Source organism: Bacillus sp. LL01 (assembly GCF_001037965.1).
The window spans coordinates 461,520-486,066 of the sequence record NZ_LFEL01000003.1; the positions used below are offsets into that span (position 1 = coordinate 461,520).

Here is a 24,547-nt window from a genome sequence, read left to right on the forward strand (position 1 = left end):
GAACCTGCGCTGACAATTGTTGGCGCAGGTTCTATTATTTTGTTGTAATAATAGTTCAGCTTTATTTACTACCCTCTATTTGCTATAATTCAAAAGTACATATAAAAAGCTGGGGGTACTTGTCAAGATGTATTATCTTATTGCACTTGTAATTATCATTGTCGATCAACTAACAAAATGGTTAGTAGTAAGATACATGGAACTTGGAGAAAGCATTCCAATCATACATAACTTTTTATACTTATCTTCCCATCGCAATCGTGGAGCTGCCTGGGGGATATTAGAAGGCCAGATGTACTTTTTTTATATTATTACAGTAGGTGTAGTAATTGGACTGATAATTTACTTGCAGAAGCTGCCTAAAGATCAGCCGTGGATGAAGCTTGCATTAAGCCTGATGCTTGGTGGAGCTATCGGTAACTTTATTGATCGCTTATTACATCAAGAAGTAATTGACTTCATCAATACGTTTATATTCACCTATGATTTCCCTATATTTAATGTGGCGGATTCTGCATTAGTGATAGGCGTTGGGATAATATTAGTCTTAACGATACTTGAGGGCAAGAAAGAGAAGGAGTTATCAAAAAAATGACAGAAACAATAACGATTCAGATTAATGAATCACAGAAAAACGACCGTATCGACAAGGTGCTATCCACTCAAAATGAGTGGTCCCGCTCCCAGGTCCAGCAATGGATCAAAGAGGGGCAAGTGCTTGTAAACGGAGAAAAAACCAAACCGAATTATAAATGCAGTGTTGGGGATGACATTTCCGTTACCATTCCGGAACCGGAGGCTTTGGATGTTGTACCAGAAGAGATGAATCTTGAGATCTACTACGAAGATGCAGATGTAATTGTCGTTAATAAGCCTAGAGGTATGGTTGTACACCCTGCAGCTGGTCATGCAACAGGTACACTTGTAAACGGACTAATGGCGCATTGCAATGATCTCTCCGGAATAAACGGTGTATTAAGACCAGGAATTGTCCACCGAATAGATAAGGATACATCTGGGTTATTAATGGTTGCGAAAAATGATTTTGCACACGAAAAGCTAGTAAACCAGCTGGTCGCAAAAACGGTTACAAGGAAGTACCAGGCAATCGTCCATGGTGTCATTTCTCATGATGTAGGGACTGTAGATGCTCCAATCGGTCGTGATAAGAAAGACCGACAGGCGATGACGGTGACGGATGATAACAGCAGAAACGCTGTAACGCACTTCCGAGTGATTGAGCGTTTCAAAGACTTTACACATATTGAGTGCCAGCTTGAAACCGGCCGTACTCATCAGATCCGTGTACACATGAAATATATCGGATATCCTTTGGCAGGTGACCCGAAATATGGTCCGAAAAAATCATTAGATATAGAGGGTCAGGCTCTTCATGCAGGTATCCTTGGGTTTGTTCACCCACGCACGGAAGAATACATGGAATTCCAGGCTCCTAATCCACCAGAATTTGAGCGTGTACTAAAACATTTAAAAAATCATTGACAGCCCAATGTTATTTTGAGATAATCATGACAGTTGAATAAGACCTTTAAATGACAGTCCCGTGAGGCTGAGAAGGTAACGGCATATGCGAATGGAGAAGCTATATCTATAGCCGCCCCTCTATTTTCATGTACAAAACCTCTCATCATACGGTGGGAGGTTTTTTGTTTCGCGTTACTGTTAATTGGTAAAAAGAAAGAATGAGGTGAAGGAACAATGGCGGAAAAGGCTTTGATTTTAGATGAGCAGGCAATAAGAAGAGCTTTGACACGCATTGCGCATGAAATCATCGAACGCAATAAAGGAGTGGAGGACTCCGTACTTGTTGGGATTAAAACAAGAGGGATCCACTTGGCCAAACGGCTTGCTGAACGTATCAATCAGATAGAAGAAAAGGACATACCGGTAGGGGAATTGGATATAACCCTTTACAGGGACGACCTTACAACAAAAACATCCGATAAAGAACCGCTTGTAAAAGGTTCTGACATACCGGTGGACATTAACAATAAAAAAGTTATTCTGGTAGATGATGTCCTGTTCACAGGCAGAACAGTAAGAGCTGGAATGGATGCCCTGATGGATTTTGGGAGACCGGCACAAATCCAGCTTGCCGTTCTTGTAGACAGAGGACACAGGGAACTTCCGATCAGAGCAGATTTTGTAGGTAAAAATATTCCCACAGCAAGTACGGAAAAAATAGTGGTGGAACTATCCGAGATAGATAATAACGATCAAGTAAGCATACATGAAAAATAAATAGACCCTTTTAAATGCGGTCCCGTGAGGCGGCAAAGGGGTAAATTGGTTCTGATCCGCTGCAGGCGGAATTTCAAGGACCTCTCTGCCTCTTTGCGCCATATAGGCTGCGTAAAGAGTTTTTTTATGCGAAAAATGGGAGGTCAAAGACAAATGAGAGAGAAACCGGTTTTAGATGTAAATGAAGTACCAAGTAAATCAAAATGGCTTATTTTCAGCATACAGCATTTATTCGCCATGTTCGGCGCAACGATATTAGTACCTGCATTAGTAGGCTTGAACCCAGCGGTTGCATTGATTTCTAGTGGCTTAGGTACACTAGCATATATTTTCATCACGAAAGGACAAATACCAGCCTACCTTGGTTCATCCTTTGCATTCATCGTCCCGATTATCGCAGCATCAGAACTGGCAGGTCCAGGTGGAGCGATGGTAGGAGGATTCATGGCAGGTATGGTTTATGGGGTTATCGCATTACTGATTAAACAACTCGGGCATAAATGGATTCTAACCATATTGCCTCCGGTGGTGGTAGGGCCCGTTATAATCGTTATCGGTCTAGGTTTGGCCGGGGTGGCAGTGGATATGGCCATGTATGAAAATCCTGGGGCGCCAGAAGCCGAATTGATCTATAGTATGAAGCATCTGATGGTGGCATTGACGACACTGGCAATTACAATAATAAGTGCGATTTTCCTAAGAGGGATCTTCGGAATTATTCCGATATTGATAGGTATTATAGGTGGGTACACCACTGCTTACTTTGCTGGATTGATTAATTTAACACCTGTAAGTTTAGCGAAGTGGATTGAAGCACCAGATTTTATTGTACCATTCGTGGATTATTCACCGATGGTTACGGTCTCAATCATCGCAATTATGGTTCCGATAGCAATCGTAACCATTGCGGAGCATATTGGAGATCAGATGGTCATTAGTAAAATTGTAGGGAAAAACTTTGTTAAAAAGCCTGGACTTCACCGCTCGATTTTAGGCGATGGAGTGGCAACTATGATTGCCTCCTTAATTGGAGGGCCACCTAACACGACTTATGGGGAAAACATTGGGGTTCTTGCAATCACGAGAGTATTCAGTGTATTTGTAGTAGGGGGAGCAGCGGTACTGGCAATCCTGTTCGGATTTGTCGGTAAAATATCAGCACTAATCAGTACTGTTCCTAGTGCGGTAATGGGTGGTGTATCCATCTTGCTCTTTGGAATCATCGCATCAAGTGGGCTAAGAACATTAATTGATAATAAAGTGGATTTCAGTGTGAAAAGGAATCTGATCATTGCTTCTGTCATTTTGGTAATTGGTGTAGGAGGAGCGTTCATTAAGGTGTTTGACGTACAGATTGCCGGAATGGCATTGGCTACGGTCATCGGAATTTTCCTTAACCTGCTATTACCTGGAAGAGAACCAGTAGAAACAGATCAGGATGTTTTTGAAGAAGAACAAAATACTGTAGCTTAACCTTTTAAGAAAAGTCCAGAGAGGCTGAGAAGGGTGCAAGGCGAAAACTTAGTGAACAAGGAAGATTCTGCAGAATTATCCTCTTGTTTATCTGAGTATGAGCAAAACACCCTTCCAAGCGTTTGGACAGGGTGTTTTTTATTGGTTCTATGTAACACCGCTGTTGATTTCCGCACCGGGCTTCGCTTTCCACGGGGCGCTTGCGGAGCCTCCTCGGCAAGCCTGCGGGGTCTCCACTAAGCGCTAGCTCCCGTAGGAGTCTACGCCCTGTGCTCCAATCACCAGCTAAGACATCTAAAATCTAAGAGGATTTTTTCAATAAAAATGGGAGGGATGGAAATGAGACACTTACGGACAATGAATGATTTGATGAACGAAGAAATCATGGGACTAATAGAAGAAGCGATGGAGTTTCAGCAAGGAAAGCAATGGACACCTGAAACCCCCACCTTTGTAGCCAACCTATTTTATGAATCAAGCACAAGAACAAAATGCAGTTTTGAGGTAGCAGAAAGGCGACTAGGACTCCATGTGCTTCCATTTGAAGTCAGTACATCTAGTGTCAATAAGGGCGAAAGCTTGTATGATACGGCGAAAACCCTTCAATCCCTTGGTGTTAGCGCACTTGTCATCCGTCACCCAGAAGAGGAATATTTCAACCAGCTACATAATGTAAAGACTGTGATAATCAACGGAGGAGATGGGTGTGGAAATCATCCTACACAGTCCTTATTGGATATGATGACAATCTATCAGGAATTCCGAAAGTTCGCTGATCTGAAAATAACGATTATCGGAGATATCCGCCATAGCAGGGTTGCCCGATCCAATGCGGAAGTCCTGCATCGATTAGGTGCTGACGTGAAGTTTGTCGCACCAGATGAATGGAAGGATGATAGTTATCCCGAAAATGCGTACATCACAATGGATGAGGCAATCAAAACAAGTGATGTAGTGATGCTGCTGAGAATTCAGCATGAGAGACATCACACAGGTAAAGCGGGATTGGATGACTACCACCAAGAATATGGTATGACAATCCAAAGAGAAAAAGAAATGAAGCCTAAAAGCATCATTATGCATCCGGCACCAATCAACCGCGGCGTGGAAATAGCTTCAGAGCTTGTGGAATGTGAGCGATCAAGGATCTTCAAACAGATGGAAAACGGTTTATACATGAGAATGGCTGTACTGAAAAGAGCACTGACAAACAATGAAGGAGGAAATGAGCATGAAAACATTATTAAAGAATGGGAAATGGCTTAATTCTGAAGGTGAAATGGAAAAGGTGGATATCCTGATTGAAGGTAAAACCATAGCGAGCATCGCCTCCAACATTGAACAGAATGGAACGGAAGAAGTTATAGACCTTGATGGTAACCTTGTATCTGCTGGTTTCATTGATGTACATGTCCACTTGAGAGAACCAGGCGGAGAAAAGAAAGAAACGATAGAAACAGGAACGAAAGCAGCTGCAAAGGGCGGATTCACGACCATCTGCGCAATGCCGAACACAAGGCCGACACCTGATACGAAAGAACAACTAGAGTGGTTGAATAATAGAATCGAAGAAACAGCAAGCGTCCGTGTCCTTCCATATGCGTGTATAACGACAAGACAGCTTGGGCAGGAGCTTACCAATTTTGCTGAATTAAAAGAAGCGGGAGCATTTGCTTTTACTGACGATGGAGTGGGAGTGCAAGATGCTTCGAAAATGCTGGAAGCGATGAAAAAAGCGGCGTCTTTAGATATGGCCATCGTTGCCCATTGTGAAGAAAATACGCTTATCAATAAAGGGGCTGTGCATGAAGGGAAGTTTTCCAAGGAAAATGGCCTGAACGGTATTCCTTCTGTATGTGAGTCCGTTCATATTGCACGTGACATTCTACTTGCAGAGGCTGCAGAGTGCCATTACCACGTATGCCATATTAGTACGAAGGAATCCGTCAGGGTGGTAAGAGATGCGAAACGAGCTGGTATCAGAGTAACGGCGGAAGTAAGCCCGCACCATCTGCTTCTTTGTGAAGAGGATATCCCTGGTCTGGATCCAAATTTCAAAATGAACCCTCCACTAAGAGGGAAAGCGGATCAAGACTCTTTAATTGAAGGGCTGCTTGACGGTACCATCGATTTCATCGCAACTGATCATGCTCCGCATACTGCGGAGGACAAAGCGGAAGGAATGGAAAAAGCGCCATTCGGAATTGTAGGTTTGGAAACAGCCTTTCCATTGCTCTACACAAACTTCGTGGAGACAGGGAAATTCACGCTGAAGCAACTGGTAGATTGGCTGACTGCAAATCCGGCAGATGTGTTCAAACTGAGGTATGGAAAGCTTGAAGAAGGCGCTCCTGCTGATCTTACGATAATAGATACAAACAACTTATCAACCATTAACCCAGAAAGTTTCTTATCAAAAGGGAAAAATACACCTTTTGCAGGCTGGGAATGCAAAGGATGGCCGGTAATGACAATGGTAGACGGAAAACTAGTTTGGCAGAAAGGTAGTGTTCAAGTATGAATCGACAACTAATTTTAGAAGACGGCACTTTCTTTGTAGGAAAGGCGTTTGGCAGCTTAAAGGACTCTATTGGCGAAGTGGTTTTTAATACTGGTATGACAGGCTATCAGGAAATTCTATCAGATCCATCCTACTGCGGTCAGCTTGTAACATTAACCTATCCGCTTGTCGGAAATTATGGAGTGAACAGGGATGACTTTGAATCCATCCATCCAGCAATTCATGGTTTTATTGTAAAAGAGGTAAGTGACTATCCATCGAACTTCCGTAATCAATGGACACTGGACGAGTTTTTCAAAGCAAAGGACATTCCTGGGATTGCAGGAATTGATACTAGAAAACTGACACGAATCATTCGTCAGCATGGGACGTTAAAAGGGGCTTTATGCGGACTTGATGTAGACCGTGAAGAAGTGGTTGAACAGTTGAGATCCACTACATTGGCTACCAATCAGGTACATCAGGTTTCTACCAAAACTGCTTATCCTAGTCCGGGGCGTGGCTACAGAGTGGTACTCGTTGATTATGGGATGAAGCATGGTATTCTACGGGAATTAAACAAACGGGGCTGCGACGTGGTAGTGGTACCATACAACGTTACAGCAGAGGAAATCATGCAGCTCAGTCCGGATGGTGTGATGCTTTCCAACGGACCTGGAGATCCGAAAGACGTTCCGGAAGCAATTACGACTATTCAAGGACTACTTGGAAAGGTTCCTGTTTTCGGTATCTGCCTTGGTCATCAACTTTTCGCACTTGCATGCGGAGCGAATACGGAAAAGATGAAATTCGGTCATAGAGGTTCCAACCATCCGGTAAAAGATTTAAGCACTGGAAAAGTGGCTATGACTTCACAGAATCACGGGTACACAGTAACAGAGGAATCCCTGTTGGAAACAAGACTTGAAGTAACACATATCGCATTAAATGACGGCACGGTAGAAGGTGTCAAACATAAAGATTATCCAGTATTCACTGTCCAATATCATCCGGAGGCAAGCCCGGGACCAGAGGATGCTAACTACTTGTTTGATCAATTCATGGAACTTATCAAGGAAGCGAAAAAGGGGGAGCTAGTATGCCAAAACGTCTAGACATTCAATCCATTTTAGTAATAGGGTCAGGGCCGATTATCATCGGGCAGGCTGCTGAGTTTGACTATGCAGGAACACAGGCTTGTATCGCTTTAAGAGAAGAAGGCTATCGCGTCATCTTGGTGAACTCCAATCCTGCTACCATCATGACTGATCAGGAAATGGCGGACAAAGTGTACATGGAGCCATTGACGGTGGAGTTTGTGAGCAGAATCATTCGCAAGGAACGCCCGGATGCCATCCTTCCTACACTTGGTGGACAGACAGGATTGAACCTCGCAGTAGAATTGGCCGAAGCTGGTGTCCTTGAAGAATGTAACGTACAGATACTTGGCACGAAGCTCTCAGCCATTCAGAAAGCGGAGGACCGCGACCTGTTCCGAACCCTGATGAATGAGCTTGGCGAGCCGGTACCGGATAGTGATATCATCACGAATCTCGAAGAAGCTTACCGATTTGTGGATAGGGTAGGTTACCCGGTCATTGTCAGACCAGCCTACACACTTGGAGGAACTGGCGGAGGGATTTGTTCCGACAAAGAAGAATTGGATGAGATTGTTACAAGCGGATTAAAAAATAGTCCTGTGACGCAATGTTTACTGGAAAAAAGCATTGCCGGATTCAAGGAAATTGAATACGAAGTGATGCGCGACTGCAATGACAATGCCATTGTAGTTTGTAACATGGAAAATATTGACCCAGTCGGAATACACACAGGTGATTCCATTGTGGTTGCACCAAGTCAGACGCTAAGTGACAGGGAGTACCAACTTTTGCGAAATGTATCCCTGAAAATCATCCGCGCCTTGGAAATTGAAGGCGGATGTAACGTACAGCTTGCACTTGACCCACACAGCTTCAACTATTACATCATTGAAGTGAACCCAAGGGTAAGTCGCTCATCTGCTCTTGCATCGAAAGCTACAGGCTATCCGATTGCTAAGCTCGCTGCAAAAATCGCAGTAGGATTGACGCTGGATGAAATGATGAACCCGGTAACAGGAAAGACTTATGCATGCTTCGAGCCTGCACTTGATTATATCGTAACCAAAATTCCAAGATTCCCATTTGATAAATTTGAATCAGCTAATCGCCGTCTCGGAACGCAAATGAAGGCGACAGGGGAAGTAATGGCGATTGGAAGAACGTTTGAGGAATCACTTCTCAAAGCGGTCCGTTCTTTGGAATCGAATATCTCCTACCTCGAGCTTGAAGCCAGCGAAGGATTTTCTGATGAACTTGTCGAAAAACGCATCAGAAAAGCTGGCGACGAAAGGTTGTTCTACATTGCTGAAGCGATGAGAAGAGGCGTAACCATTCAGACCATCCATGAATGGTGCGAGATTGATCTGTTCTTCTTGCAGAAGTTGCATAAGATTTTGGCGAAGGAAGAGTTCATTACCAGCAACAAGGGTTGCCTTTCCACTCTAATAGAAGCTAAAAAAATGGGCTTCAGTGATGAGACGATCGCCAAACTATGGTCCACAACGGAAAGAGACATCTATGAGCTTCGTCTTCAGGAAAACATCGCACCAGTTTATAAAATGGTAGACACATGTGCAGCAGAGTTTGAATCCAGTACACCTTACTACTATGGAACGTATGAAGACGAAAATGAATCCGAAGTTACCGAAAAAGAAAGCATCGTCGTACTGGGATCCGGTCCAATCCGTATCGGTCAGGGTGTGGAATTCGACTATGCAACGGTCCACTCCGTCTGGGCGATCAAGGAAGCAGGCTATGAAGCAATCATCATCAATAACAATCCGGAAACCGTATCAACGGACTTCAGTATTTCTGACAAGCTTTATTTTGAACCGTTAACGATTGAAGATGTCATGAATATCATCAACCTGGAAAAGCCGAAAGGGGTAGTGGTTCAATTTGGTGGACAAACAGCGATAAATCTGGCAGCGGAACTAGAAGCAAGAGGGGTAAAGATTCTTGGGACCACATTAGAAGACCTGGATCGTGCTGAGAACCGAGATAAATTCGAACAGACGTTGAATAACCTAGACATTCCACAACCAAATGGAAAAACTGCCATCTCCATCCCGGAAGCAATTGAGATTGCCGAAAGGATCGGATACCCAGTGCTTGTCCGTCCATCCTATGTACTTGGCGGGCGTGCAATGGAAATTGTCTATAAATCAGAAGAACTACTACATTACATGAAAAATGCCGTGAAAATCAATCCTGAACATCCAGTTTTGATTGATAAATACATGACAGGAAAAGAAATAGAAGTAGATGCCATATCGGATGGGAAAGACGTTTTCATCCCGGGCATCATGGAACACATCGAACGTGCGGGAGTCCATTCCGGTGACTCGATCGCCGTTTATCCGCCACAAACATTGAGTGCAGAAATTAAAGAGCAGATCATCGATTACACTACACGATTGGCACAGGGCTTGAACATTATCGGACTACTGAACATCCAATTTGTCATCTACAAAGAGGAGGTCTATGTAATAGAAGTCAACCCGAGATCAAGTCGCACCGTACCATTCCTAAGTAAAATCACACATGTCCCAATGGCAAAAGTGGCAACAAAAATCATCCTTGGTGATAGCCTGGAATCACAAGGCTATGAATCCGGACTTCAACCGGAAACAAAAGGAGTTTTTGTAAAGGTGCCAGTGTTCTCTTTTGCAAAATTACGGAATGTCGACATCACGCTCGGGCCTGAGATGAAATCAACTGGGGAAGTGATGGGAAAAGATATAACGCTCGAAAAAGCTCTATACAAAGGGCTGGTGGCATCTGGGATTTCCATCAAAACTTACGGTTCCGTCCTCTTCACCATAGCCGATAAGGACAAGGAAGAAGCACTACAGCTCGCCAAAAGATTTCACAGAATTGGCTACAAGCTTCTGGCAACAGCCGGAACCGCTGAGTTCTTCGGAAAATCGGACATCCCTGTAACGGTAGTGAACAAAATAGGGGGAGAATCACCAAACCTTATTGATGTTATCAGAAAAGGGCAAGCACAATTTGTCATCAACACGCTGACCAAAGGGAAGCAGCCGGCACGGGACGGATTCAGAATCAGACGCGAATCTGTGGAAAACGGAATCCCTTGCTTGACATCGCTAGATACGGCAAAAGCGATTTTGCGAGTACTTGAATCAATGACATTCTCCATTGAATCTATTGAAACTTTGGAAAGCAAAGAGCAAGAGGCGGTGTACAGCTAATGAAAAAAGCTTGGATGACCATCACCTCTCAAGCTAACATAGCACGGAACATTTATGAAATGACCCTTGAAGGAGAACTCGTCGACCTGATGAGTTCCCCGGGTCAGTTTGTTCATATCCGCGTAACAGAAGGGTTCGATACTCTGTTAAGGCGTCCGATCAGTATCTCTTGTATTAATAAAGAAAAGAGACAATGCAAGATCACATACAGAGCTGAGGGGAAAGGGACAATGCTTTTGGCTGAGAAACTGGCCGGAGAAAAATTGGATGTGTTGGGACCACTAGGAAATGGCTTCTCGGTAGATGAGTTACAGCGTGGAAATCATGCGCTTATTGTAGGTGGAGGAATTGGTGTCCCACCTCTACTTGAGTTGACCAAGCAACTGCATCGAAAGGGAGTTAGCACCACTCACGTTTTAGGCTTTCAATCGAAAGAGGATGTCTTTTACAAAAATGAATTTGCCTACTTTGGTGACACCTATGTAGCAACGGTCGACGGAACATACGGAACTGAAGGGTTTGTGACAAATATTCTGGATGAGATACAACCCAATTTTCAAACGCTATTTGCCTGTGGGCCAACACCGATGCTCGGAGCACTTGAAAACCTATATCCACATGAAAACGTCTATCTCTCGCTTGAAGAGCGGATGGGCTGTGGCATCGGGGCTTGCTTTGCCTGTGTATGTCATCTTCAAAACGATCCGGAGGGACATTCCTATAAAAAGGTTTGTACAGACGGACCGGTATTCCGAGCAGGGGAGGTTGTACTATGAGTTGCTTAGCTGTAAAACTGCCAGGACTTGATTTGAAAAACCCGATTATGCCTGCATCAGGGTGCTTCGGCTTCGGGAGAGAGTATTCGAAGCTTTACGATTTGAATGTTTTGGGAGCAATCATGATCAAAGCCACCACTGCAGAGCCTAGATTCGGCAATCCAACTCCAAGAGTAGCCGAAACAAACGCTGGCATGCTTAACGCAATCGGCCTGCAAAATCCAGGATTGGATAGGGTTCTGTCTGAGGAGTTGCCTTTCTTGGCAAACTACGATGTTCCCATTATTGCAAATGTAGCTGGTTCCCTTATTGAGGACTATGTGAAGGTTGCGAAAGAAATATCTATGGCTCCGAATGTTCACGCACTAGAATTGAACATTTCCTGTCCGAACGTAAAAACCGGGGGAATCGCGTTTGGAACAGATCCTGCAGTAGCTTTTGAGGTTACAAAGGCAGTAAAGGAAGTTTCAGAGGTTCCGGTGTACGTTAAACTATCTCCAAACGTTGCAAACATTGCAGAGATTGCAGTAGCGATTGAGAAGGCAGGAGCAGATGGATTGACGATGATCAATACATTGCTCGGAATGAGAATCGATCTGAAAACAGGGCGTCCGGTATTGGCGAATGGTACAGGTGGATTGTCGGGACCGGCTATTAAGCCAGTTGCCATCCGCATGATCCATGAAGTCAGCCAGAAGGTTTCCATTCCTATCATCGGCATGGGAGGAGTCCAGACTGCTGAAGATGTTCTGGAATACTTTTTTGCAGGAGCAAGTGCAGTCGCGGTGGGGACCGCAAACTTTGTAGATCCTTTTGTTTGCCCGACCATCATCGAAGAACTTCCTTTTAAAATGCATGAACTAGGATTTGAGCATATTTCAGAGTGTATCGGAAGGAGCTGGAAGCAGCATGCAAAAATCGCTTATAGTCGCTCTTGATTTTCCGGGGAGAGTGGAAGTTTCGGGGTTTCTTAGGCACTTCGGAGCTGAAAAGTTATATGTGAAAGTCGGAATGGAGCTATTTTACCAGGAGGGACCACGAATAGTGGAATCCTTAATCGCAGAAGGTCATGACGTATTCCTCGATTTGAAGCTGCACGATATTCCTCATACCGTTTACAAGGCTATGAAGGGTCTTGGGAAATTAGGTGTGAAGATGACCAATCTCCATGCTGCCGGCGGTAAGGAAATGATGAAAGCTGGATTGGAAGGGTTGCTGGAGGGGGCTTCGGTAGTAGGAAGCGGTTTGAATGGTATTGGAGGCTCCGGTGGTAGCTGTCGTGTCGGTGGCCCTAGCCTGATTGCTGTTACCCAGCTGACTAGTATGTCCGAAGAGCGGATGAGAAAGGACCTCATGATTGATGGTAAGCTTGATGATGTAGTGCTTCACTATGCTAGCAATGCGTTTGAATGCGACCTGGATGGCGTGGTGTGCTCTTCATTGGAAGCGTCCATGCTGAGGGATGCTTTTGGAGCGGAATTTAAAAAAGTGACACCAGGCATCAGAATGAAAGATGATAGTTTGGATGACCAGAAACGTGTAGTCACCCCAATGGAAGCTCGTAGGTTTGGGGCGACGGAAATTGTAGTTGGTCGCAGTATAACAAAAGCTGCTAATCCTCAGAGGGCGTATGAGACAATATTACAACAATGGCAGGGAGTGGAGATAGGATGAACAAAACACTAGCAGAAGACTTATTGGAAATCAAAGCAGTATTTTTTCAACCGAATGACCCTTTCACTTGGTCTTCGGGAATTAAATCACCCATCTATTGTGACAACCGATTGACCATTTCTTATCCGCGCGTCCGAAAGAATATTGCGGAGTCGTTGTCCAGATTAATCGCTGAGAATTTCTCTGATGTGCAGGTGGTAGCTGGCACTGCGACAGCGGGAATCCCCCACGCTGCATTGGTCAGCAATGAATTGAACCTGCCGATGTGCTATGTGCGAAGCAAAGCGAAAGCGCATGGAAAAGGCAACCAAATCGAAGGCAGAGTGGAAGCTGGGCAGAAGGTAGTCGTAGTGGAGGACCTTATTTCCACAGGCGGAAGTGCTATCGCGGCAGTTCAGGCACTGAGGGAAGCAGGGTGTGAAGTGCTTGGTGTGGTAGCCATCTTTACATATGGATTGGAAGTGGCCAATGATAACCTGGCCAATTATGAAATTGAAGCGCATGCACTTTGTGATTATAAGACATTGATGGATGTTGCAATTGAGAAGGCTCATATTGGGGAGCGGGATCGCAAGAAACTATCGAAGTGGCTGGAGAACCCAACGAGTGAGACTTGGATGGAGTTTTAGGTTTAGTTTTAGATGGATGTGTTTGTTTTCCCCCTGGACCTTAGTGGTCTGGGGGATTTTTTTGTGGAGTGGAATTTCAGATTGGCAGCAGAGGATTGTTTTTTAAAATGGGCAGCTAAAAGGCGGAGATGTAGAAGGTTGGAGTTGAAAGGTAGGAGAACGTTTGGGAAATGTACAAGGGAGCTTGGGAAATGTAGGAAACCTCCGCTGAAATGAAGGAGATGAAACTTGAAAAGTAGTGCAGCCTACCAATGAGTGAAGGAGCTGCTGCATATTGAGGATATTGGAGCTTGCATTTAACCTTTAGTGAGTGGTGGAACATCAGCGGGTTAGAAAGTTACCTATTTTTAAAATGGGTAGCTGAAAGGCGGAGATGTAGAAGGTTGGAACTGAAAGGTAGGAGGACGTTTGGGAAATGTAAAAGGTGGCTTGGGAAATGTAGGAAACCTCCGATGAAATGTAGGAGATGGAACTTGAAAGGTAGTGCAGTCTACCAATGAGTGAAGGAGCTGCTGCATATTGTGGAGATTAGGGCTTGCATTTAACCTTTAGTGAGTGGTGGAACATTAGCGGGTTAGAAAGTTACCTATTTTTAAAATGAGCAACTAAAAGGCGGAGATGTAGAAGGTTGGAGCTGAAAGGTAGGAGAACGTTTGGGAAATGTACAAGGGAGCTTGGGAAATGTAGGAAACCTCCGCTGAAATGTAGGAGATGGAACTTTAAAGGTAGAATGCCCAAAAAGATACAATTACCCCCAAGAAAATAATCATCGGAGAAATAATCCAAAAAAGCAGGAATCCCGGAAATAAATGTCGTAATATGCATTATGGAAAGAATAAGAGGGGTGTGATAAATTGGTTAAAACAAAAAACGGACAATCAATGTTACAACGTAAGCTTGTTGCTTTATTAAAAAGGCTTTCGCCCAAACATGAGAAGTATAGGCAAGTGGAAAGTGACTTGGGCAAAAAACGTTCAGGTGATTATGGGGAAAGTTCAATAGATTATTATTTAGCCCAAATCAATGGAAATCCAAAATACCAAACAATTAAAGATGTAAGGTTATCCCTCAACAATTACCACTTTCAAATAGATACTCTTCTACTGTTCCCTTCATTTTTTATAATACTAGAAACAAAGCATTTAACTGGCACGCTTCTTTTTGACCCTGATTATCATCAGCTGATTCAGATTAAGAAAGAGGTGGAAAGCAATGAAATATCCAGACAGGATCCAATTTTGCAAGTGAAAATGCAGTATAACCAATTGAAGAGATGGCTTTTACATTACGAGGTTGAAGGATATCCGGGATATTGTTTTGTCGTGCTCACAAACCAAAATGCAATTGTTAAAGTTCTGTCCAACCCTGATTTAGTACAGGAATATGTATACAAAAATCCCGCATTACCTTTCAAAATCGAGAGTATTATTGCCAATCATCAGCCAAATCACTCCAGTAGTCATTCCTCTCAAGATATATTCTCTCTAATCTCCCGAAACCTTGTTCCCAAGAATGAAGATATTCTAGAAGATTACAATATCAACCCAACCGAAATAATTACTGGGGTTGAGTGTCCTCAATGTAATAGGATAGCTATGGAAAGACTACCGAGACGGTGGATGTGCCTTTATTGTAAACATAGTTCAAATGATGCTCATATTCAGACGTTAATTGATCATTCATTGTTGATAAGTCCATGCATCACCATTAGGGAGATGTGCAGGTTTCTATATATAGATAATGTGCGTTCTGCCAGGAAAATCATCAAAGAATTAGGACTGGAAAAAAGGGGAGCATCAGTTAAAACAGAATATAGTTTGAAGAATCTTTTTGTCACATAACAAAAACGCACCCCTTATCAAACAGAGGTGCGACACGTAATCTAAGCAAAATTTAGATCATTTTCTCAATTTCACTGTTTTTCTTAAGATCTTCCACTAGTGCTTGCAATTTCTTTTGAATTTCTTCTTCTTCTAATTGTCCACGGATCTGCTCTTCCACTTCAGCAAATTCAGGGAATTCGCTTTCTGGAGCTTCTTCACCTTCTGGAGCTTCAGCTTGTTGAGCTTCACTTTGTTCTTTAGCTTGGTTGTAGTATTCTTTTACTTGCTCGTCCGACACTTTTGTATCAGGGAATTCTTTTTCCATGTACTTTTGAAGTGCCAACTCTTCAGAAATCTGTGCTTTCAGTGTATCCATTGTAAGAGGGCTTGCTTCAAGTGCCTCTTCGAATTTTTCTTCGCTTTCATAACCTGCTTTAATTTCATTGATGTAGTCTTCGATCTCTTTTTCACTTGCTTCATAACCTTTGTCTGCCACTTCTTGAGAAAGGATTTCTTGGTCGATCAAGGTATTCAACGTTTGGTCTTTCATTGCCTTAGCATCTCCGCCTTGACCAAATTGCATCATCATCATTTGTGTTTGTTGAAGCATGTTGTTGTATTCTTGACCTTTAATTTCAGTTCCGTTCACTTTTGCTACTACTTTTTCGGGATCAACTTCTTCTACTTCAGGAGTCTCCTGTTCTTGTCCTTGTTTTTTCGCCTCTTTGTTTCCATTTTCTTCTTTAGCAGCATTGTTTCCATTTGAACCACATGCTGTCAATAGAACAGCTGTTAGCATTGCTACCAAAAAAAACGTCAATTTCTTTTTCATGTTGTAACCTCCATTTGTAAAACATTTAAAACTATTTTTCCATTTAAACATGGTTTTTATGAGGAAGCAAATAATTACCCTTTATTTTGTAAAAATAAACCTGAAAATATAAAATTTTGTTGTAACTTATTTGCATTTTCTTCGTCTTTAATACATGAAAAAGGAGGGGACGGGATGGACGAAGAATTTGCCAATCAGAAAATTCAAGAGTGGTACAACATACATAGCGATGAAATTTACCGATTTATCGTCATGCTTACCGGAGATCAGGAATTGGCGAAAGACCTTATGCATGATACGTTTTTGAAATCCTATTTTAGTTTGGAGCAATATCAGGGTAAAGTGAGTGTGAAGAATTGGTTATATCGGATTGCACGAAGTGTAACGATTGATTATCAAAGGAGGAGTAGGCCTGTTTCTTTCTTTCTGAGTGAATGGAACCTTCTGACGGTAGATAATGGAAAGAGTCCGCAGAAGATATTGGAACTGGGGGAAATGGAAGTGCATTTATATGAGGCTTTGAGAAAGCTGAAGCACTCCTATAAAGAGGTAATTGTGTTGCGGAAACTAAAAGAGATGTCTATTCAAGAAACAGCGGAAGTACTTGATTGGTCAGAGGCAAAAGTGAAAACGACTCTTTTTCGGGCTCAACTGGCGTTAAAAAAACAGTTGGAAAAGGAGGGGTATATACATGAAAATGTCTAATAAAGAGAATGAATGGGAGGATGTTTACAAAAGTTTTCAATCCATCCGTTTGGAACCGGAAGAAAAACAAACAGTTCTTGATACTTTGCAGGTTAACATGTCTAAAAAGAAGAAAACCTTGTGGTCCAACTTCCATGCTGCCCCAATTCTTTCTGTTCTTCTATTAGTAATGGCGTTTTTGGTGGGAGGTTACTTTCTGGTCACTGTAAATACGAATCAAAATAGTTATACTTCCGGTGGAGCATATCCAACTCCCCAAATACCTGTATTGGAAGAATTGAATTTACGGCTAAGCCAAGATCAAATGGACAAATGGTATATCCTAGATGGGAATGGAAAGGTTGTAGGAAAACTAGGTTATTGTGAAAATCAATGCGATGCAGAGATTGACCGGATGAAGGTCATGGAAGAACGGGAGTTGAAAGGATTTACCTATGCCACCACTCTTATTCGGGAACATGTAAAATCATTGGATGTATTTCAGATTCAGCATTTTATAATGAGTAGGGAGGATGGGGAACCTTTTGCATATATGCAAATCATCGTTCCTGATGTAGATCACGAATTGGAACAAGAGGCATCAGTGATTCTTGAAAGCTTTCAAAATAATTTACGATAATTCAAAAAGCACCTGCTCCATCCCTTAGAGCAGGTGCTTTCCTATCACTTCTTCAGTCCGATTATCAACTCTTCGTCCGGTGTCACGTAAACGGTCTGTTGTTGTTCATAAATAACAAAGCCAGGTTTTGATCCGGAAGGTTTTTTAACGTGCCTAACTTTGGTGAAGTCGACAGGCACAGAGCTTGATTGTCGTGCTTTGCTGAAGTAGGCCGCGATGGTGGCCGCTTCTTTGATTGTGTCCTCTGAGGGCTCAGAATCTCTGATGACAACATGGGATCCGGGAATGTCCTTAGTGTGGAGCCATACATCATCGCGACGTGCAATCCGGTTGGTCAGGTGGTCGTTCTGCTTGTTGTTTTTGCCGACAAGAATCTCCGTTCCATCACTAGCCAAATAGTTTTCAAGAACAGGTTTTTGCGGCTTGACCTTCTTGCGCTTCTGCTTCATGCGAAGGTAGCCTTCTTCCATCAGTTCCTCGCGGATTTCCTGGATGTCCTTCGGGGAGGCAGTTTCTACCTGCTGGTTCAGCATTTCGAAATACTGGATTTCTGCCTTCGCCTTTTCAATCTGCTCTTGCACGATAGCCAGGGAGTTTTTTGCTTTCTGGTACTTGTTGAAGTAACGCTGAGCATTACTTGAAGGTGAACGCTGAGGGTCGAGTGCAATGGAGATGGTTCCTCCATCTTCATCATAATAGTTCACTACGGTCACCTCGGTATCCCCCCTCGAAATCTGATAAAGATTTGCAGTAAGGAGCTCACCAAACAATTGATACTTCTCCGCGTCTCTTGCATCAACCAGAGTTTGCTCAAGCTTCAAAATCTTCTTTTCATTTTTCTGGATTTCATTGGTGATAAAGCGTTCCAAATCATTGGCCTGCTGTTTTACCCTGTCTCTTGAGGCTTTTCCGAAATAAAAACGGTCAAGGGTCTCGCTAAGGGAAGAGTAAAGTTTGCTTTCTCCTTTAAGGTGATGCAGATCGAGTAAATAGAAGACTTCTTTGTTGTCTTTTGAAATGATTTGTGGCGAGATATCTCCATTTTTTATTTTATCGACTAAACCGATGAAGCTTTTGGGTAGGGAGTCCCGATTAGCCAGTCCTGCTAAATGGACAGCTTCCTTGGCAAATAAAGGTGAAACCCCGGCAAAAGTGTTCACTAGCTGCTTGTCGAGCTTTCCGCCTATAAAGTCCAATTTCTGTTGCACCGTTTCTTCTGTTGCTTCAAGTGGATTGATTTTGTCCTGAGCTGGTGGGAGGACATAAGTTTGTCCGGGAGTAAGACTTCTATGTCTGTTCTGTGCCATTGGGACATGTTTGATGCTGTCTAGAATCATCTGCTTTTCTTTATCAACAAAGATGATATTGGAATGGCGCCCCATAATTTCCACTATCAACTGTTTGTAAGAAACATCCCCAATTTCGTTACGTGCTTTAACATCTAAAACAATAATTCGGTCCATTTCAATCTGATGAATATTTGTGATGATACTGCCCTCAAGATGCTTGCGGAGAAGCATGCAGAACATCGGAGGCTCCGATGGGTTATCATAGGATTCCTCAGTCAGGTGCATTCTTGCATAACTCGGGTGCGCACTAATTAATAGTTTATGATTGGTTCTACCCGAGCGGATGGTCAAAATAAGTTCGTTTTTGTATGGTTGATAAATCTTCGTAATTCTCCCGCTTTCAAGCTTATCTTTCAGCTCTGCGGTCATTGCGTAAGTAAAAATACCGTCGAAACTCATATATGTAAACTTCCCTTCTGTTCATGAACTCAAAACGTTTCTTTTCCTCATTATAGCTTAATGAACTATGAAACACCCAAAAAGTATATCATTTTTTTGGACGAGTCCGAATAGACTTTCTTAGATAGATTTTGTGCAAAGGTTGTGAGGTGAGACAGATGAAATGGCATGAAATGAGAGCAGAAGAAGTCGAAGAACAGATTAATTCTGATGTGGAAGCCGGGTTGAGTGAAAATGAAGCGAAAAATCGTCTGTTGCAGTATGGGACGAATGAACTTCAAGAGGCGGATAAGCCAAACGCCTTTTTAGTGTTTTTAGAGCAGTTCAAAGATTTCATGGTGGTGGTACTTCTTGTAGCAACATTAATTTCAGGATTACTTGGCGAATACATTGATGCGGTTGCTATCATCGCAATTGTCATCATCAACGCATTCCTAGGTTTCTTCCAAGAGAGGAAGGCGGAAAGATCCCTGCAGGCATTGAAGGAGCTTTCCGCACCTCAGGTAACGGTGCTCAGGGAGAAGGAATGGCGTAAGGTGGCTTCAAGGGAAGTAGTGGTAGGGGATATCATCAAGTTTGGCAGTGGTGATCGGATCGGAGCAGATCTCCGGATTGTACAGGCCAGTTCTTTGGAGATAGAAGAGTCCGCTTTAACAGGTGAATCCGTTCCAGCCGTAAAAAGTGATAAACCGGTTCACGGGTCAGATGTTTCCATTGGTGATCAGGTAAACATGGCCTTTATGGGGACACTTGTGACACGCGGGACAGGTGTGGGTGTGGTGGTGGCTACAGGCATGAACACCGCTATGGGTCAGATTGCAGATCTGCTCCAATCCGCCGAGACAACAATTACCCCTCTGCAAAGGAAACTGGAGCAGCTTGGGAAAATACTGATTACGGTTGCCTTAATTTTGACTATGCTTGTGGTTGTTGTTGGTGTTATTCAAGGGCACAGCCTATATGATATGTTTTTGGCCGGTGTTTCCTTGGCGGTAGCAGCCATTCCGGAAGGCTTGCCGGCAATTGTAACAGTTGCCCTGTCACTAGGAGTTCAGCGTATGATCAAGCAGAAATCCATTGTGAGAAAGCTTCCTGCAGTGGAAACACTAGGTTGTGCTTCTGTCATCTGTTCTGATAAAACGGGAACACTTACTCAGAATAAAATGACAGTCACGCATGTATGGTCGGGAGGGACCACATGGAATGTGACGGGAAACGGTTATGAACCAAAAGGGGAGTTCTTAACAGAGGGAACGGAGAGCTTAAGTGAAAATAAATCACTGCATCAGCTTCTGACTTTCGGTCTTTTATGTAACCATGCAAATATCATTAAGAAAAATAAGCATTATATACTTGATGGAGACCCTACGGAAGGCGCTCTAGCGGTAGCGGCGATGAAGGCAGGTTTTACCCGTGAAAATCTGTTAAGTGAGTTTCAACTTGTTAAGGAATATCCTTTCGATTCGGAACGAAAAATGATGAGTGTTGTAGTAAAAGACAAGCGGGGAAAAATGTTCGTCATCACGAAGGGAGCACCTGACGTAATTACTAATGTAAGTGAATCGCTTTTATGGGAAGGAAAAAGAGAGTTATTCTCTGCTAAATATGAAAAAGTTGTAAAAGAGATGGTCCATAAGCTGGCTTCGCAGGCTTTAAGGAATATAGCGGTTGCCTTTAAACCGATTTCCAATTTTCATGATGGAATGTTGGAAAGAGAAATTGAAAAGGAACTTGTTTTTATCGGTCTGCAAGGAATGATTGATCCGCCGCGTCCGGAAGTCAAACAGGCTGTTCGCGAATGTAAGGAGGCCGGCATAAAAACGGTCATGATTACAGGAGATCACATTGTGACAGCAAAAGCGATTGCAACGGAAATAGGCATTCTTCCTATGGGGGGAAAGGTTCTCGAAGGAAAGGCGCTTCAGACGATGTCACAGGCAGAACTTGAAGAGATGGTCGATGACGTCTACGTATTCGCAAGGGTATCTCCTCAGCATAAACTCTCGATTGTAAAAGCGCTAAAGAAAAAAGGGCATATTGTAGCGATGACCGGGGATGGGGTGAACGACGCTCCAGCCATTAAAGCATCCGATATCGGTATTGCCATGGGAATTACAGGGACAGACGTTGCCAAAGAAGCATCTTCGCTTGTTTTGCTTGATGATAACTTTGCCACTATCAAGTCCGCCATCAAGGAAGGCCGCAATATCTATGAAAATATTAGAAAGTTCATCCGATATTTGCTGGCTTCGAATGTCGGGGAGATTCTTGTTATGCTGTTCGCCATGTTATTGGCCCTACCTCTTCCATTAGTACCGATTCAGATTCTTTGGGTAAACCTAGTCACAGATGGACTGCCGGCGATGGCGCTTGGGCTCGACCAAGCGGAGGGGGATGTGATGAAGAGGAAGCCTAGGCATCCCAAAGAAGGCGTCTTTGCCAGAGGTCTTTGGTGGAAGATTGTTTCTAGAGGATTCCTGATAGGGCTTGCTACACTGATTGCGTTCATCATTGTCTACAAACAGCATCCGGACAATCTGGTTTATGCTCAGACTGTAGCTTTTGCAACACTTGTCATGGCGCAGCTCATTCATGTATTCGATTGCAGAAGTGAGAGGTCCATCTTTCACCGAAATCCGTTTCAAAACATGTATCTTGTTGGAGCGGTCATCTCTAGTATCATTCTAATGTTGATCGTCATTTATTATCCACCGCTGCAGGGGATTTTCCATACAGTGGCACTCGAGCCTAAAGAGTGGCTGTTGATAATGGGTATGGCAGCTTTACCAACCTTTTTGTTGGTGGGTACTCTTTTTACAGGAAAAGCCAAAAAGAATATGGTATAATTTATGTAGGTAGTAGAGAAGTTCTCTATTGCCTTTTCTTCTTTTGTAGCCACCCTTACAGAAGCCCAGCGAATTTCTGTAAAAATAGCTTTCAAATTAGGGGAAATAATGCTAATATAGTGGTTGCTTAGCATCAAAAACAGCCAATTTCCGGCTCTTTTTTAGGCTTTAATTGAGGGCTTTTTCTTACTTAAGGATCGGATGTGAGTGTAATATGGTGAAAAGTATGACAGGCTTTGGTCGCGCGGAAGCAAAACAAGGTGCATATCATGTCCTTGTAGAGATGAAATCTATCAACCATCGCTTTTGTGAAATTAATATCAGGATGCCTAAGCAGTTCTTAGCAATCGAAGAGAAGATGAAAAAGGTCGTAAGCTCTCATTTGCATAGAGGAAGAATAGAGTTATTCATCACGATTGAGGGCCAAGACGTCAAGGATAAGCAATTAAATGTGGATTGGGAGCTTCTCTCATCATACATAGATTCAGTACATAAGGTGAAAGATAGATACCAAATTTCCGGTTCCATTGAGATTAGTGATATACTTAAATTAGAGAATGTGTTCACCTCAAGGGAAACACTTACTGGAATGGAAACGATTGAGAAAACGTTGCTGGAACTGGTACATTCAGCGGTAGAACAATTGGTTTCCATGCGGACACTTGAAGGGGATCAGCTAAAAGAGGATATTATCAGCCATCTAACATCTATCGAGAATATGGCGGAGCAGCTTAAGCTGTTAGCTCCAAGTGTTGTGGAAGCGTATCGTTTTCGATTGGAAAAAAAGATGAAGGAATATCTCGGTTCCCAGATCGATGAACAACGTATCTTGGGAGAAGCCGCTATTTTTGCAGATAAGGCTGACATTAATGAAGAACTAAAGAGAATTAACAGTCATCTTGGTCAATTCACACAGTCCCTGCAATCGGCAACTCCGGTGGGCAGAAAACTTGATTTTCTTGCACAGGAATTGAACAGGGAAGTTAATACCATAGGTTCCAAGGCTAATGACGCAAAGATTGCAAATCTTGTAGTCGAAATGAAAGCTTGTCTGGAAAAAATTAAAGAACAGGTGCAAAACATTGAATAATCGTTGATTACTAACCAAAAAACACGGTTAGAATAGAGTTTGTAACTAGAGGTGGGAACCATGAGTATAAAGTTAATAAATATTGGCTTTGGTAATATCGTATCGGCAAACCGTATTATATCTATTGTTAGTCCTGAGTCAGCTCCAATCAAACGGATCATCCAAGATGCAAGAGATCAGGGAATGCTAATAGATGCAACTTATGGAAGACGAACTAGAGCAGTACTAATAATGGATAGCGATCATGTTATCTTATCAGCTGTGCAGCCGGAAACTGTTGCACAACGCCTGGTAAATAAAGATGATATGTCTGATGAAGGGTAGGTATTTGTTATTATAATGAGAGATAGAGGATTATTGATCGTCCTTTCCGGACCTTCAGGGGTTGGAAAAGGAACAGTCAGAAAAGCGTTATTTTCAAAAGAAGATGTCAGTTTGCACTATTCCATATCCATGACGACACGTAACCCGCGTGAAGGGGAAGTGGATGGAACGGATTACTTCTTTAAATCAAGAGAAGTATTTGAACAGTTAATAGAAAAAGACAAGTTCATCGAGTGGGCAGAATATGTAGGAAACTATTACGGGACTCCTGTTGATTATGTGGAACAATGTTTAGCAGAAGGAAAGGACGTTTTCCTTGAGATTGAAGTACAGGGTGCCATTCAAGTGAAAAGCAAATTCCCAGAAGGTGTCTTCATTTTCCTAATGCCGCCAAGTTTATCCGAACTTAAGAACCGCATTACAACAAGAGGAACAGAAACACAAGACTTGATCAATAACCGTATGACTGTTGCAAAAGAAGAAATCGAAATGATGGACGCTTACGATTATGTGGTGGAAAATGATCAAGTGGATCTTGCTTGTGATAGAATTAAAGCAATTGTACAAGCGGAACATTGTAAACGAACTAGATTGCGTGAAAAATATAAGCAAATGCTGGAGGCTGAATAATATGCTATACCCATCCATTGATTCACTAATGCAAAAATTAGATTCAAAATATACGCTTGTAACCGTTTCTGCAAGACGTGCACGTGAACTTCAGCAAGTAAATGACCAAATGATCGAAAAAACTGTTTCCTATAAGTTTGTTGGAAAAGCCCTTGAAGAAATTGACGCTGGTCTGCTATCTGCCAAAACAATCAAAACAGCAGAAAGAAGCGAAGGCATTCTTAATCACAAGTAAAAATAACAACCTAGAGATAGGTTGTTATTTTTTTAAGAAAAAAATTAAGATTCTGGGACGGGGGTA

The 24,547-nt window shown here is 42.8% G+C and carries 22 protein-coding genes; 20 read left to right on the forward strand and 2 right to left on the reverse strand.

Annotation, left to right across the window (positions count from 1 at the left end; translation table 11 throughout):
* The first annotated feature begins 127 nt into the window (after window positions 1–127).
* The 13 genes from lspA (at window position 128) to AB685_RS11900 (ending at window position 15,470) form a co-directional block, all read left to right on the forward strand.
* Window positions 128–595 (forward strand): signal peptidase II, encoded by a 468-nt coding sequence (gene lspA / locus AB685_RS11835; protein ID WP_047970797.1) that lies wholly within the window; start codon window positions 128–130, stop codon window positions 593–595.
* Window positions 592–1,503, forward strand: coding sequence for an RluA family pseudouridine synthase (locus AB685_RS11840; protein WP_047970798.1), 912 nt, complete (start codon window positions 592–594; stop codon window positions 1,501–1,503). Before lspA ends, AB685_RS11840 begins: the two co-directional genes overlap by 4 nt.
* 216 nt (window positions 1,504–1,719) lie before the next feature.
* Window positions 1,720–2,262 carry a bifunctional pyr operon transcriptional regulator/uracil phosphoribosyltransferase PyrR gene (gene pyrR / locus AB685_RS11845; protein WP_047970799.1) on the forward strand — a complete coding sequence of 181 codons (543 nt, stop codon included), beginning with the start codon at window positions 1,720–1,722 and terminating at the stop codon, window positions 2,260–2,262.
* A gap of 153 nt (window positions 2,263–2,415) precedes the next feature.
* Window positions 2,416–3,735 carry a solute carrier family 23 protein gene (locus AB685_RS11850; RefSeq protein ID WP_047970800.1) on the forward strand — a complete coding sequence of 440 codons (1,320 nt, stop codon included), beginning with the start codon at window positions 2,416–2,418 and terminating at the stop codon, window positions 3,733–3,735.
* A 339-nt stretch (window positions 3,736–4,074) separates the two neighbouring features.
* On the forward strand, window positions 4,075–5,001 hold the full coding sequence (locus AB685_RS11855; RefSeq protein WP_047970801.1) for an aspartate carbamoyltransferase catalytic subunit: 927 nt from the start codon (window positions 4,075–4,077) through the stop codon (window positions 4,999–5,001).
* Window positions 4,967–6,256 (forward strand): dihydroorotase, encoded by a 1,290-nt coding sequence (locus tag AB685_RS11860; protein WP_047970802.1) that lies wholly within the window; start codon window positions 4,967–4,969, stop codon window positions 6,254–6,256. The genes AB685_RS11855 and AB685_RS11860 overlap by 35 nt, the downstream gene beginning before the upstream one ends.
* Window positions 6,253–7,350 carry a carbamoyl phosphate synthase small subunit gene (locus AB685_RS11865; RefSeq protein ID WP_047970803.1) on the forward strand — a complete coding sequence of 366 codons (1,098 nt, stop codon included), beginning with the start codon at window positions 6,253–6,255 and terminating at the stop codon, window positions 7,348–7,350. Before AB685_RS11860 ends, AB685_RS11865 begins: the two co-directional genes overlap by 4 nt.
* The gene (gene carB / locus AB685_RS11870) at window positions 7,335–10,550 is read left to right on the forward strand and encodes a carbamoyl-phosphate synthase large subunit (protein ID WP_047970804.1); all 3,216 of its coding nucleotides are present in this window, start codon (window positions 7,335–7,337) and stop codon (window positions 10,548–10,550) included. The genes AB685_RS11865 and carB overlap by 16 nt, the downstream gene beginning before the upstream one ends.
* Window positions 10,550–11,326, forward strand: coding sequence for a dihydroorotate dehydrogenase electron transfer subunit (locus tag AB685_RS11875; protein ID WP_047970805.1), 777 nt, complete (start codon window positions 10,550–10,552; stop codon window positions 11,324–11,326). The genes carB and AB685_RS11875 overlap by 1 nt, the downstream gene beginning before the upstream one ends.
* A complete protein-coding gene (locus tag AB685_RS11880; protein WP_047970806.1) occupies window positions 11,323–12,264 on the forward strand; it encodes a dihydroorotate dehydrogenase in 942 nt (313 codons plus the stop codon). Before AB685_RS11875 ends, AB685_RS11880 begins: the two co-directional genes overlap by 4 nt.
* Complete coding sequence (pyrF, locus tag AB685_RS11885; protein ID WP_047970807.1) at window positions 12,236–13,000, forward strand: orotidine-5'-phosphate decarboxylase; 765 nt, start codon at window positions 12,236–12,238, stop codon at window positions 12,998–13,000. Before AB685_RS11880 ends, pyrF begins: the two co-directional genes overlap by 29 nt.
* Entirely contained in the window at window positions 12,997–13,629 is a 633-nt protein-coding gene (pyrE, locus tag AB685_RS11890; RefSeq protein WP_047970808.1) for an orotate phosphoribosyltransferase, read from the forward strand. Before pyrF ends, pyrE begins: the two co-directional genes overlap by 4 nt.
* Before the next feature lie 854 nt (window positions 13,630–14,483).
* Window positions 14,484–15,470 (forward strand): nuclease-related domain-containing protein, encoded by a 987-nt coding sequence (locus AB685_RS11900; RefSeq protein WP_047970810.1) that lies wholly within the window; start codon window positions 14,484–14,486, stop codon window positions 15,468–15,470.
* 52 nt (window positions 15,471–15,522) lie between these two features.
* Here the strand turns inward: AB685_RS11900 and AB685_RS11905 are convergent, their stop codons facing one another.
* Window positions 15,523–16,284, reverse strand: coding sequence for a SurA N-terminal domain-containing protein (locus AB685_RS11905; RefSeq protein WP_047970811.1), 762 nt, complete (start codon window positions 16,282–16,284; stop codon window positions 15,523–15,525).
* 174 nt (window positions 16,285–16,458) lie between these two features.
* Between AB685_RS11905 and AB685_RS11910 the strand changes: the two genes are divergently transcribed.
* On the forward strand, window positions 16,459–16,989 hold the full coding sequence (locus AB685_RS11910) for an RNA polymerase sigma factor (RefSeq protein WP_047970812.1): 531 nt from the start codon (window positions 16,459–16,461) through the stop codon (window positions 16,987–16,989).
* A complete protein-coding gene (locus AB685_RS11915) occupies window positions 16,976–17,608 on the forward strand; it encodes a hypothetical protein (RefSeq protein WP_047970813.1) in 633 nt (210 codons plus the stop codon). Before AB685_RS11910 ends, AB685_RS11915 begins: the two co-directional genes overlap by 14 nt.
* 44 nt (window positions 17,609–17,652) lie before the next feature.
* On the opposite strand, the gene AB685_RS11920 is transcribed toward AB685_RS11915, so the two are convergent.
* A complete protein-coding gene (locus AB685_RS11920; protein ID WP_047970814.1) occupies window positions 17,653–19,356 on the reverse strand; it encodes an NFACT RNA binding domain-containing protein in 1,704 nt (567 codons plus the stop codon).
* Window positions 19,357–19,514: 158 nt separating this feature from the next.
* On the opposite strand from AB685_RS11920, the gene AB685_RS11925 reads away from it, so the two are divergent.
* The 5 genes from AB685_RS11925 (at window position 19,515) to rpoZ (ending at window position 24,481) form a co-directional block, all read left to right on the forward strand.
* Window positions 19,515–22,202 carry a calcium-translocating P-type ATPase, SERCA-type gene (locus AB685_RS11925; protein WP_047970815.1) on the forward strand — a complete coding sequence of 896 codons (2,688 nt, stop codon included), beginning with the start codon at window positions 19,515–19,517 and terminating at the stop codon, window positions 22,200–22,202.
* 214 nt (window positions 22,203–22,416) lie between these two features.
* Entirely contained in the window at window positions 22,417–23,292 is an 876-nt protein-coding gene (locus AB685_RS11930) for a YicC/YloC family endoribonuclease (RefSeq protein ID WP_047970816.1), read from the forward strand.
* Between the two features lie 60 nt (window positions 23,293–23,352).
* Entirely contained in the window at window positions 23,353–23,616 is a 264-nt protein-coding gene (locus AB685_RS11935) for a DUF370 domain-containing protein (protein WP_010193107.1), read from the forward strand.
* 15 nt (window positions 23,617–23,631) lie between these two features.
* Window positions 23,632–24,246 (forward strand): guanylate kinase, encoded by a 615-nt coding sequence (gmk, locus tag AB685_RS11940; RefSeq protein WP_047970817.1) that lies wholly within the window; start codon window positions 23,632–23,634, stop codon window positions 24,244–24,246.
* 1 nt (window position 24,247) lies between these two features.
* Window positions 24,248–24,481, forward strand: a complete 234-nt coding sequence (gene rpoZ, locus AB685_RS11945) for a DNA-directed RNA polymerase subunit omega (RefSeq protein ID WP_010193109.1) — start codon at window positions 24,248–24,250, stop codon at window positions 24,479–24,481.
* The last annotated feature ends 66 nt before the right edge of the window (window positions 24,482–24,547 follow it).

Coding starts and splice junctions, on each gene's coding strand:
- lspA (WP_047970797.1), top strand. CDS start 128: ATGTATTATCTTATTGCACTTGTAATTATCATTGTCGATCAACTAACA.
- AB685_RS11840 (WP_047970798.1), top strand. CDS start 592: ATGACAGAAACAATAACGATTCAGATTAATGAATCACAGAAAAACGAC.
- pyrR (WP_047970799.1), top strand. CDS start 1,720: ATGGCGGAAAAGGCTTTGATTTTAGATGAGCAGGCAATAAGAAGAGCT.
- AB685_RS11850 (WP_047970800.1), top strand. CDS start 2,416: ATGAGAGAGAAACCGGTTTTAGATGTAAATGAAGTACCAAGTAAATCA.
- AB685_RS11855 (WP_047970801.1), top strand. CDS start 4,075: ATGAGACACTTACGGACAATGAATGATTTGATGAACGAAGAAATCATG.
- AB685_RS11860 (WP_047970802.1), top strand. CDS start 4,967: ATGAAAACATTATTAAAGAATGGGAAATGGCTTAATTCTGAAGGTGAA.
- AB685_RS11865 (WP_047970803.1), top strand. CDS start 6,253: ATGAATCGACAACTAATTTTAGAAGACGGCACTTTCTTTGTAGGAAAG.
- carB (WP_047970804.1), top strand. CDS start 7,335: ATGCCAAAACGTCTAGACATTCAATCCATTTTAGTAATAGGGTCAGGG.
- AB685_RS11875 (WP_047970805.1), top strand. CDS start 10,550: ATGAAAAAAGCTTGGATGACCATCACCTCTCAAGCTAACATAGCACGG.
- AB685_RS11880 (WP_047970806.1), top strand. CDS start 11,323: ATGAGTTGCTTAGCTGTAAAACTGCCAGGACTTGATTTGAAAAACCCG.
- pyrF (WP_047970807.1), top strand. CDS start 12,236: ATGCAAAAATCGCTTATAGTCGCTCTTGATTTTCCGGGGAGAGTGGAA.
- pyrE (WP_047970808.1), top strand. CDS start 12,997: ATGAACAAAACACTAGCAGAAGACTTATTGGAAATCAAAGCAGTATTT.
- AB685_RS11905 (WP_047970811.1), bottom strand. CDS start 16,284: ATGAAAAAGAAATTGACGTTTTTTTTGGTAGCAATGCTAACAGCTGTT.
- AB685_RS11910 (WP_047970812.1), top strand. CDS start 16,459: ATGGACGAAGAATTTGCCAATCAGAAAATTCAAGAGTGGTACAACATA.
- AB685_RS11915 (WP_047970813.1), top strand. CDS start 16,976: ATGAAAATGTCTAATAAAGAGAATGAATGGGAGGATGTTTACAAAAGT.
- AB685_RS11920 (WP_047970814.1), bottom strand. CDS start 19,356: ATGAGTTTCGACGGTATTTTTACTTACGCAATGACCGCAGAGCTGAAA.
- AB685_RS11925 (WP_047970815.1), top strand. CDS start 19,515: ATGAAATGGCATGAAATGAGAGCAGAAGAAGTCGAAGAACAGATTAAT.
- AB685_RS11930 (WP_047970816.1), top strand. CDS start 22,417: ATGGTGAAAAGTATGACAGGCTTTGGTCGCGCGGAAGCAAAACAAGGT.
- AB685_RS11935 (WP_010193107.1), top strand. CDS start 23,353: ATGAGTATAAAGTTAATAAATATTGGCTTTGGTAATATCGTATCGGCA.
- gmk (WP_047970817.1), top strand. CDS start 23,632: ATGAGAGATAGAGGATTATTGATCGTCCTTTCCGGACCTTCAGGGGTT.
- rpoZ (WP_010193109.1), top strand. CDS start 24,248: ATGCTATACCCATCCATTGATTCACTAATGCAAAAATTAGATTCAAAA.